The organism is Streptomyces sp. NPDC043878, assembly GCF_056435735.1.
The window spans coordinates 1-10141 of the sequence record NZ_JBWKDW010000055.1 but is presented as its reverse complement, the minus strand read 5'-3'; the positions used below and the strand labels follow the sequence as shown (position 1 = coordinate 10141).

The following is a 10141-nucleotide window of genomic DNA, read 5'->3' as shown; positions in this document are numbered from 1 at the left end:
TCGCCCCGATACTGGTTGTATCGGGGCGATCCCGACAACGCGGTGAGCGTGCGTGCCAGGCGTCGCCGGGCAGACGGGACTTTCGAAACACGCCCCTAGACGGGCGGCCAGGGGATCGCCGGCCACTCGCCGCTCGGCTCGGGGTGCTTCCCGGAGGTCAGCAGGGCGTCGACGCGGGCCCGGGTGGCGTCCAGCTCGGCCCCGGTGATCAGCGTGGCCAGCCGCCGGGCGAGCGCGCCCGGCACCGTCAGCGCCTCCTGGAGGCCCTTGAGGACCGTGACCGCCTCGTCCGTCAGGGGCTCCCCCGCCCAGCCCCACAGCAGCGTGCGCAGCTTGTTCTCGGCGTTGAAGGTGACCCCGTGGTCGATGCCGTACAGCAGGCCGCCCTCGGTGGGCAGCAGATGACCGCCCTTGCGGTCGGCGTTGTTGATCACGGCGTCGAGGACGGCCATCCGCCGCAGCCGTTCGTCGTCGGCGTGCACCAGGAGCGCCGTCTTCCCCTCACCGACCTCGGCGAAGCCGACCGCCTTCCAGCCCGGGCCGGGCTCCTCACCGTCCACCAGGGCGAGCAGTTCGGTCTCGGGCGTCGCCTCGATCCACAGCTGGCACATCCCCTCGCCGTAGGGACCCTCCCGCAGCACCGTGGGCGGTACGAGCCCCCAGCCGGTCGCCTCGGCGACCTCGTAGGCGGCCACCTCCCGCTGGGCCAGCGTGCCGTCCGGGAAGTCCCACAGGGGCCGCTCGCCGGCGACCGGCTTGTAGACGCAGTACGCCTCCTGCCCGTCGTGGCTCACCGTGCAGTACAGCGCCGCGTTGGACGCCTCGCGGATGCGGCCGCGCACGGTCAGCTCGCCCTCGGCGAGGAGTTCGGCGGGCGGCAGCGGACCGGACCTCACGCTCCGCGGCGGTATCCGTTCTGGCGCGGACATACGTGTCCTTCCGGGTCGAGCGGCAGGCTGCACAGCGGGCAGGGCGGGCGCCCCGCGTTGACGACGTCCAGGGCGCGCTTGGCGAAGGACCTCGCCTGTACGCCGGTGAGCCGGACCCGCAGCATCGGGGGGCCGTTCTCCTCGTCCTGGAGGAGACGTTCCTCCGCCTCGGCGAGGTCCTCGTCGGTGTCGGCGTCGAGCTCCACCAGGGCCTGCGCCTCGACGATCATGCGCTCTTCCTCGCCGTCCCAGGCCAGAGCCATGGTGCCGACGCGGAACTCCTCCTCGACGGGCGCCTCCAGCGGAGCGGTGTCGGGGACGTCGGCGGGCGCCACGGCCGGGACCGCCGCGTTGCCGCCGCTACGGCGTACGACCTCGTCGAGGAGCTCGTCCATGCGCTCGGCGAGCGCGGCGACCTGCGTCTTCTCCAGGGCCACGCTGGTCACCCGGGGACCGGCGGTGGCCTGGAGGAAGAAGGTACGGCGTCCGGGCAGTCCGACCGTACCGGCCACGAAACGGTCCGGGGGGTCGTAGAGGAACACCTGACGGGACACGTCCTGTCTCCAGTGGAATCGTGGATCGGCATGGGACCGGCCGGCCCCGCCTCCGCGTCGCCGCGGGGCGGGTACGGCGCGCTTGCGACCGCTTCACCCTACTGCGCCCGACGATCACGGTGCGCCCGCACCACCCCCGACCGGGGCGTCGTCCGCCGGCGGCTCCTCGCGCGGCGCCAGGGACGCGAAGTCGCCGGTGTCGCCGAGCCGGACGAGGAAGGGCCTCAGCCGGGTGTAGCGGATGACGGTGACGGAGCAGGGTTCGACCGCGATCCGCTGGAAGAGGTCGAGATGGAGGCCGAGCGCGTCGGCGACCAGGGACTTGATGACGTCTCCGTGGGAGCACATGAGGTAGACCGCGTCGGCGCCGTGATCGCGCTCCACGCGCGCGTTCCACTCGCGCACCGCCTCGGCCGCCCGCGTCTGCATCGCCCGCATCGACTCGCCGCCGGGGAACGCGGCCGCGGACGGGTGCGCCTGCACGACCTCCATCAGCGGCTCGTCCTTGAGGTCGGCGAGTTTGCGGCCCGACCAGTCGCCGTAGTGGCACTCCCCGATCCGTTCCTCGGCGTGCGCGCGCAGTCCGGGCCGGGCCTCCAGCAGCGGGGCGACCGTCTCCTGGCAGCGCTGCAGCGGGCTGGCGACGACCTCGGCGATCGGCAGCCCGGCGAGCCGCCCGGGCAGCGCGGCGGCCTGGGCGGCACCGCGCTCGTCCAGGGCGACCCCGGGCGTCCACCCGGCGAGGAGTCCCTCGGTGTTGGCGGTGGAACGTCCGTGCCTGACAAGGATCAGAGTGGGCATGCGCACCAGCGTAGGCGTCCGCCCGATGGCGGGGGCCGCAGGGCGGAAGGAGAATACGGTCCGTGATCGTCGACTGTGCCATCTACCGGGACGGGCACCGGACGGAGGGTTCCGAGGACCTCTCGGACGCCCTCGGCCAGGCGCGTGCCGAGGACGACACGTTCGTGTGGGTGGGCCTCCACGAGCCGTCGGAAAAGGAGTTCGACCACGTCTCCGAGGAGTTCGGGCTGCACCCGCTGGCCGTGGAGGACGCCCTGAAGGCCCATCAGCGGCCCAAGCTGGAGGTGTACGACGACTCGCTGTTCCTGGTCCTCAAACCGGTCGTCTACGAGCCGGCCAGCGACGCCGTCTCCACCGGCGAGCTCATGCTGTTCATCGGCGACTCCTTCGTGGTGACCGTCCGCCACGGCGAGGGCTCCTCGCTCGGTGCCGTGCGGGACCGGCTGGAGCGGGAACCCGAACTGCTCGGCAAGGGCCCCACGTCGGTGCTGTACGCGGTCACGGACGCCGTCGTCGACCACTACCTGGACGTGGCGACCGAGTTGCAGACCGACCTGGAGGAGCTGGAGACGGAGGTCTTCTCGCCCAGTGGCGGCGGCTCGCGTCACACCGCGTCACGGATCTACACCTTCAAGCGGCAGATCCTGGAGTTCCGCCGGGCCACCGGACCCCTGACGATGCCGCTGACCCGGCTGTCGGGCGTGGGCCAGTCCGGCGCGCCGGTGCCCTTCGTCAGCGACAGGGCACGGCCCTTCTTCCGGGACGTCAACGACCACCTCACGCGCGTGAACGAGTCGGTGGAGGGCCTGGACCGGCTGGTCTCCGACGTGCTGTCGGCGCATCTCGCGCAGATGAGCGTCCGGCAGAACGACGACATGCGGAAGATCTCCGCGTGGGCGGCGATGGCCGCGGTCCCCACGATGATCGCGGGGATCTACGGCATGAACTTCGACCACATGCCGGAACTGCACTGGGTGTGGTCGTATCCCGCGGTCATCGCGGTGATGGTCGTACTGGAGTTCGGGCTGTACCGGCTGTTCCAGCGCCGCGGCTGGCTGTAGGCACGCGCGGGACGGCGGTGCCCCGTCAGACGAACCCGGGGGCGGCGACCGCGGGTCCGCCGAGCGCGTCGCGGCGCTCGGGTCCGCCGAGCGCGTCGCGGCGCTCGGGCATGCGCAGGCTGACCATCCGGCGCCAGCCCGCGAGCCGCTCGTAGGCGTACACGGTGTGGATGGCGGCGGCGAGGACCGCGGCCTTGGTCCTCGGCCAGCGGAGGATGTGTCCCATGTGGGCCATCACGGCGAGGCTGACGTCCCGGTAGACGCGGATCTCGGCGAGCGCGCACTCCCGCAGCGCCCACTGGATGGCGCGGCCGTGACCTGCGCGGGCGAAGCGCAGCAGTTCCTCGTGGCAGTAGGCGAGGTGGTTGTCCTCGTCGTCGGAGATCACGCGCACGGCGCGCCCGATGTCCGCGTGGTCGGCGAAGTGTCTGCGCAGCAGCCGCATCTGTTCGGAGGCGCGCTGCTCGGTGACGCGGCTGTGGGCGAGGTAGACGACGACGTCCCGCACGTTCAGCGGCCGGTCGTCCCTGAGCTGCTCGTGCGCGAGGCCGATGCCGTGCTTCTCCAGGAGCATCGTGTAGTCGGTCTCGGGCGGCACGGGGACGGGCCGCAGACCGCGCTTCCTCAGCAGGGCGTGGAAGATCCGCCCGTGCTTGTCCTCGTCGGCGCCGTGCCGGGTGATCTTGGGGGCGAGTTCGCGTGCGGCGGCCGGCACGAGGGCGGCGATGCGCGCGTTCTCCCAGCCGCCCTGCGCCTCCCCGCTGGCCGCGATGGAGCAGAACAGCCGGAAGGACTCGTCATCGTCGAGGATCTCCCGGAACAGACTCTTCGCCGAAAGCATCGTGAGCACCTCTCCGCAGCGTTCTGGGCCATTCCGCAGGAATCCCCGGAGAACGAGTCAAATGGGGTGGAAGAGGTGCCGCAACAGCTGTGTCGGACGACTCCGCCGGACGGAGGAGCGCCGCGGTCACGACGGGGGCGTAACCGGGCGGGCCGCCGTGCGTTGTTCCGCGTGACGGCCGTGGCGGGGAAGACCCCCGAGCCCCCACCACGGCCGCGGAAACTCCCCCGGCGCACGGTCCCGTCGTGCAGCCGTCGTGTTCACGCCAGCCCGGCGCGCTCCAGTGCCTCGGTACCGGCCCGCAGCGAGGCGATCCGCTCGTCGAGCGTGAAGCCCGCCGGCGCGAGGGTCAGGGTGGTGACCCCGGCCGCCGCGTAGGCCTTCATCCGGTCCGCGATCCGCTCGACGCTGCCGAGCAGTGTCGTCTTGTCGATCAGGTCGTGCGGTACGGCGGCCGCGGCGCCCTGCTTGTCGCCGGCCAGGTACTTGTCCTGGATCTCGGCGGCCTCCTTCTCGTATCCCATGCGCTGGGCGAGCTGGTTGTAGAAGTTCTGCCGGCGGCTGCCCATGCCGCCGACGTACAGCGCGGTGTAGGGGCGGAAGGTGTCGGCGAGCCGGGCCACGTCCTTGTCCTCGCCGACGGCCAGCGGCAGCGTGGGGCAGACGTCGAAGCCGTCGAGGGTCCGGCCGGCCTTCTCCCGTCCCGCGCGCAGGTACCGGATCGCGGTGTCCTCGATGTGGTCGGCGGACGGGAAGATGAGCAGGGCCCCGTCGGCGATCTCACCGGTCTGTTCGAGGTTCTTCGGCCCGATGGCCGCGACGTAGAGCGGGATGTGCTCGCGCTCCGGGTGCACGGTCAGCTTGATCGGCTTGCCGGGGCCGCCCGGCAGCGGCAGCGTCCAGTGCTCTCCCTCGAAGGACAGCCGCTCGCGCGTCATCGCCTTGCGCACGATCTCGACGTACTCACGGGTGCGCGACAGCGGCTTGTCGAACTTGACGCCGTACCAGCCCTCGGAGACCTGCGGGCCCGAGACGCCGAGACCGAGCCGGAAACGGCCGCCGGACAGCGAGTCGAGCGTGGCGGCGGTCATCGCGGTCATCGCCGGCTGACGGGCCGGGATCTGGAAGATGGCCGAGCCCACGTCGATGCGCTCGGTCTTGGCGGCGACCCAGGCGAGCACGGTGGCCGCGTCGGAGCCGTACGCCTCGGCGGCCCAGCAGACGGCGTACCCGAGCCGGTCGGCCTCCTGGGCCACGGCGAGGTTGTCCCCGTCCATTCCGGCACCCCAGTAGCCGAGGTTGATCCCGAGCTCCATGCCGATTCCCCTTACCGATCAGTAACGTCCCTTGGGCCGAACCATAGCGCGGGGGTGCGGATCGGGGCAGGTCGCGGTCGGGGCGTGACCGGTCGCCTACGGCCGGTCCCGGAGCGGTCCCGCGCCGGTCACGGCGGGCAAACTGGTTATCCACAGGCACCCACGCGACAGGCTCTGGCCAGTAATCTCGGCGTTCATGGAGCAGAGGCATCTCGGTCGCACCGGCCTGCGCGTGTCCCGCATCGGACTCGGCACCCTCACCTGGGGCCGGGAAACGGACGAACACGACGCGGCGGACCTCCTCAAGACGTTCTGGGAGGCGGGCGGCTCCCTCGTCGACACCGCCGACGTGTACGGCGGCGGAGACGCCGAGTACCTGCTCGGACGTCTCATCGAGGGCCTCGTCCCCCGCCGTGACCTCGTCATCTCCACGAAGGCCGGCAGTGTGCCGGACCCCGACCGTCGCTCCGACGGCTCCCGCGGCCACCTGCTCGCCGCCCTGGACGACTCACTGACCCGGCTCGGCACCGACTACGTCGACCTGTGGCACATCCACGCCTTCGACCCCGTCACGCCGCTGGAGGAGACCCTCCAGGCCCTCGACCTCGCGGTCACCAGCGGCCGGGCCCGCTACGCCGGAGTGTCCAACTTCAGCGGCTGGCAGCTCGCCAAGGCGGCGACCTGGCAGCTCGCGGCCCCGGGCACCCGGACCCGGCTGGCGGGCACGCAGCTGGAGTACTCGCTGCTCCAGCGGGGAGTCGAACGTGAGGTGCTGCCGGCCGCGCTGGACCTCGGGATCGGGCTGCTGCCCTCCTCACCGCTCGGGCGGGGGGTCCTGACGGGCAAGTACCGCCACGCGACGCCGGCCGACTCGCGGGGCGGCTCGGAACACATGGCGCCCTTCGTCGCGCCGTACCTCGACGACACGGCGAGCCGGATCGTGGACGCAGTGGCGACCGCGGCGGACGGCCTGGCCGTGACCCCGCTCCAGGTGGCCCTCGCCTGGGTTCGCGACCGGCCCGGGGTGGCGGCGCCGATCGTCGGAGCGCGCAACGCGCAGCAGCTCACGGCGGCGTTGTCAGTGGAGGCCCTTAGTCTTCCTGACGAGATCTGCCGGGCGCTCGACGATGTGTCGGCGCCGCTGCACCGCTATCCCGATCACGACTGGAGCACGCTGTGAGCACGGAGCCGGAGCCCACCGAGGACGCTCTCGACACCGAGGACGTTCTCGACACCGAGCGGGGAACGCCGGACGCCTCCGCGGAGGACGGCGCGCCGGAGCCCGGGACCGAGGACGACGGCGAGAACGAGGGCGAGGGCGACGGGGTGGCCGGGGGCGCCCGTGAGGGCGCGGAGGCGGTTCCGGTCGCCGAGATCGAAGAGTCCGGTGAGCCCGGTGAGCCCGGTGAGCCCGGTGAGGACAGCGAAGGCGCCGTCTCGGTGGAGGGCGCGGGCGAGGGTGAGGGCGCCGCGAAGCTCTCCGAGGCAGAGGCCGAGCTGGCCGCCCAGCGGGTGGAGCGGGAGCGGATCGAGCGGCGGAAGGCCGAGCGGAAGGAGCCCGTGGCGAGCGGGACCAAGCTCAGCGGCACGGCCGCCGACCTGCTCGCGGCCGTACGGGCCGTGGAGAGCGGGGAGAAGCCCGTGGCCACCGCCTTCCGCGAACCCGCCCCGGCACCCCGCCGGTCCGCTCCCGAGCCCAGGCCCCAGCCGGTGGCCGCGCCGCCCGTCGCCCCGCCCTCGGTCGCCCCGCCGGAGACCGTCGGGGCCGTGCGGCGCGTACTGACCGACGGCGGCGCGCCCGAGGCGCTCGCCCCGCAGGTCGTCGCCGCCCTCGGCGAGGGCGCGGACGACCTGCTGCGGGCGGACCCCTGGCAGTTGCTGCGGGTCGGCGGAGTGCGGCCGGAGCAGGCCGACGGGTTCGCGCGGGCCCTGCTCGGCACGGAGTGCGGACCGGACGACGAGCGGCGGGGCCGGTCCCTGACCGTCTGGCTGCTGGAGCAGGCGGCTCTGGCCGGGCACACCGCGCTGGACCTGCCGGCGCTCGTCACCGCGCTGGGCCGCCAGGCCGTGCCCGACCCGGACGCGGCCGTGCAGGACACCGTCGCGGAAGGCGAGGCCCTGCTGTTCCAGGACGCGCTGGAGCAGTCCGGGGCGCCCGGCCCGCGAGAGGCCGAGGCGGCGGAGGACGAGGAGCGTCCGGTGCGTGTCCTCGTCGGCCTGGAGCGGTACGCCCTCGCTGAGGAGAGCCTCGCCGACGGCCTGGCCCGGCTGATCAACTCGGTGCCCAAGGAGGACGGTTCGGCCGCCGACTGGGACGGTGCCGCCGCCTCCGCCGAGGGCGCCGGCGCGGAGCTGATCCGCGCGGTCGCGGGCCACGGCCTGGTGCTGCACACCGGCGCCGAGGCGTCCCTGGCCGAACCGGCGGCGCTGCTGCACGCCGCGCGCGCACGGGGGCTCCGTGCCTGGGCCGCGACCCACACCCCGCTCGGCCGTGCCCGCTTCGCGGCCCTTTCCGCGCGGGCCGCCGCACAGGACGAAGCCCCCGACGGCGCCGGCCCCGGTGTCGCCACGGTGGCCGGACTGCTGGCCGGCGTGGAGGGCCCGGGCCGGGACACGGACGGCGCGCTCGACCTCGACCTGCTCGTCGTCCTCGACGCGCCCCAGCTGGACGTCGAGACGGCGGCCCTGGTCACGGAGTCACTGCCGGACGGCGCCCGGCTGGTGCTGGCCGGGGACCCCGCTGTGCTGTGGTCGGCCGGACCGGGCCGGGTCTTCGCGGACCTGCTGGCGGCGCGGGCCTGCCCGCAGGTCACCTCGCGGCGGCCGGACCCGGGGCCGCTGGGCGAGCTGGTGTCCGGTATCGGCATCGGCGAGCTGAACCAGGTCGACGCCCCCGGCAAGGAGGTCGTGATCGTGCCGGTGCGGGACGCGGGCGAGGCCGTGCACCGCACGGTGCAGCTCGTCGCGGACTCGGTGCCGCGGGCGATCGGCATCCCGGCGGAGGACACGCAGGTGATCACCCCGGGGCACGGCGGTGCGGTCGGCACCCGCGCGCTGAACACCGCGCTCAAGGAACGCCTCAACCCGGGACCCGGCCGGTTCGGCGGCTTCGACCCCGGCGACCGGATCGCCTACTCCCCCGCACCGGGCCGTACGCTGCCCGGCCGGGTGGAGAAGGCCGACGCCGACGGGCTGCACCTGTCGTGCGCGGGCGAGCGCGTCGTCGTACCGAAGGAGCGGGTCGAGCGATGCGTGCGGCACGGGTGGGCGCTGACCGCGCACCAGGCTGTGGGGTGCCGGTGGTCGGCGGTGGTCGTGGTGCTGCCCGGCGACGCGGCGCAGTCGCTCAGCCGCCCCTGGGTGTACACCGCGTTCGGCCGGGCCGACCGTCATCTGTCCGTGGTCCACGGCGTGGAGCAGGCGCTGCCGAAGGCGGTGGCGGAGGTGGCGGCGAAGCCCCGCACGACCCGGCTGCCCGCCCTGCTCGGCGCGCAGGTCCCGGCCGTCGTCCTACGCTCGGCGCGCCTGTTCAGCGATGGGCGTCCCGCGGCTCCAGGTCGTCCTCGGTGTCGTCCTCCACGCCCTCTTCGAGTTCCTCGAGTTCTTCGAGTTCCTCGTCCTCCCCGAGGTCGTCGTCGATCTCGTCGTCGAACACCGCGCTGACGTCGAAGCGGCAGACCACCCGCTGCGGATCGATCTGCTCGAAGGGCGCCGCCAGCCACTCACCGGGTTCCGCCGCCTCGTCGGCGGCCGTCACCCAGAGCGTGGAGTCGCCCTCCTCCAGGCCGAACTCCTTGTGCCGGGAGGCGATCTCGTCCGCCTCGAACTCGCCGAACAGGATGCCCAGCGCCCCGTGGACGGTGGCGGAGACCTCCGACTCCGTGCCGTCGTCGTCGGCCGCCTCGATCCGTTCGGCGTGGGCCAGCAGCCGCTGCGGCTCCACCACGGCGTAGTCGCGGCGGATCAGCACGCTCAGCGCGTTCGGCTCCTCGGGGCCCGTGTAGGGCGGAAGCGAGTCGTCCGCACCGGGGATCTCGAAAGGTGTGACCTCGTCGTAGCGGTCGTAGAGCAGCTCGTCGTACACCTCGGCGGCGGCGGCCAGCTGGTTGAACGCCTCGTAGACGGCGGGATCGTCCTCCCCGGACCTGCGTTCGACCGCGGCCAGGTGGCGGTCGAGCGCGGTCTTGACCGCCTCGGCGGCGGCGCGTACCTCGGCAGCGGTGGGCTGCGCAGCATCAGACATAGTGCAGACGCTATCCGTACCGGGCGTGTGCCCGCACAATAGATGCGATGCCGGAATACGAATTTGTCGACGTGTACGTACCGCGCGGGGTCTCCCGCAAGGACGCCACACGCCTGCTGACAGACCACGCGGAGTACGGACACTGGGAGTTGGACCGCCTGAGTCTGCTCCGTGACGGCAGCCGCAGGGTGCGGTTGCGACGGCGGATCATCCGCCAGGTCCGTGCCACCTGGTGAGACGCCGAACAGCATGACGGGCCCCGCCGAGGCGAGGCCCGCGCCCCAGGGGGGGGGGGGGGGGGGGGGGGGGGGGGGGGGGTGGTTTTTTTCTTGGGTGTTTTCTTTCTAGCACCTCGCCCTTTTCCCTTCGGGGGGTGCCTCTTGGTCTTTCCCCTTG

At 73.0% G+C, this 10141-nt stretch carries 9 protein-coding genes; 4 read left to right on the top strand and 5 right to left on the bottom strand.

Translation table 11 applies throughout. The features are described from left to right. Nucleotides 1–95: 95 nt before the first annotated feature. The 3 genes from AC07AZ_RS37860 to AC07AZ_RS37850 form a co-directional block, all read right to left on the bottom strand. The gene (locus AC07AZ_RS37860; protein WP_478855302.1) at nucleotides 96–929 is read right to left on the bottom strand and encodes an SCO1664 family protein; all 834 of its coding nucleotides are present in this window, start codon (nucleotides 927–929) and stop codon (nucleotides 96–98) included. Continuing rightward, nucleotides 893–1483 (bottom strand): DUF3090 domain-containing protein, encoded by a 591-nt coding sequence (locus AC07AZ_RS37855; RefSeq protein WP_356041750.1) that lies wholly within the window; start codon nucleotides 1481–1483, stop codon nucleotides 893–895. Before AC07AZ_RS37855 ends, AC07AZ_RS37860 begins: the two co-directional genes overlap by 37 nt. Before the next feature lie 114 nt (nucleotides 1484–1597). Then, nucleotides 1598–2284 (bottom strand): histidine phosphatase family protein, encoded by a 687-nt coding sequence (locus AC07AZ_RS37850; protein ID WP_478855301.1) that lies wholly within the window; start codon nucleotides 2282–2284, stop codon nucleotides 1598–1600. A gap of 62 nt (nucleotides 2285–2346) precedes the next feature. Here AC07AZ_RS37850 and corA point away from each other — a divergent pair, with 62 nt between their 5' ends. Beyond that, a complete protein-coding gene (gene corA, locus AC07AZ_RS37845) occupies nucleotides 2347–3345 on the top strand; it encodes a magnesium/cobalt transporter CorA (RefSeq protein WP_478855300.1) in 999 nt (332 codons plus the stop codon). 25 nt (nucleotides 3346–3370) lie between these two features. Here corA and AC07AZ_RS37840 read toward each other — a convergent pair whose 3' ends face one another. Beyond that, nucleotides 3371–4186, bottom strand: a complete 816-nt coding sequence (locus AC07AZ_RS37840; protein ID WP_478855299.1) for a ferritin-like domain-containing protein — start codon at nucleotides 4184–4186, stop codon at nucleotides 3371–3373. A 260-nt stretch (nucleotides 4187–4446) separates the two neighbouring features. Beyond that, nucleotides 4447–5502 carry an LLM class F420-dependent oxidoreductase gene (locus AC07AZ_RS37835; RefSeq protein WP_478855298.1) on the bottom strand — a complete coding sequence of 352 codons (1056 nt, stop codon included), beginning with the start codon at nucleotides 5500–5502 and terminating at the stop codon, nucleotides 4447–4449. A 196-nt stretch (nucleotides 5503–5698) separates the two neighbouring features. Between AC07AZ_RS37835 and AC07AZ_RS37830 the strand changes: the two genes are divergently transcribed. The 3 genes from AC07AZ_RS37830 (at nucleotide 5699) to AC07AZ_RS37820 (ending at nucleotide 9981) form a co-directional block, all read left to right on the top strand. Then, complete coding sequence (locus AC07AZ_RS37830; RefSeq protein WP_478855297.1) at nucleotides 5699–6682, top strand: aldo/keto reductase; 984 nt, start codon at nucleotides 5699–5701, stop codon at nucleotides 6680–6682. Then, entirely contained in the window at nucleotides 6679–9165 is a 2487-nt protein-coding gene (locus tag AC07AZ_RS37825; RefSeq protein ID WP_478855296.1) for a helix-hairpin-helix domain-containing protein, read from the top strand. Before AC07AZ_RS37830 ends, AC07AZ_RS37825 begins: the two co-directional genes overlap by 4 nt. Nucleotides 9166–9792: 627 nt before the next feature. Then, on the top strand, nucleotides 9793–9981 hold the full coding sequence (locus AC07AZ_RS37820) for a DUF5703 family protein (RefSeq protein ID WP_005485166.1): 189 nt from the start codon (nucleotides 9793–9795) through the stop codon (nucleotides 9979–9981). Nucleotides 9982–10141: the final 160 nt, after the last annotated feature.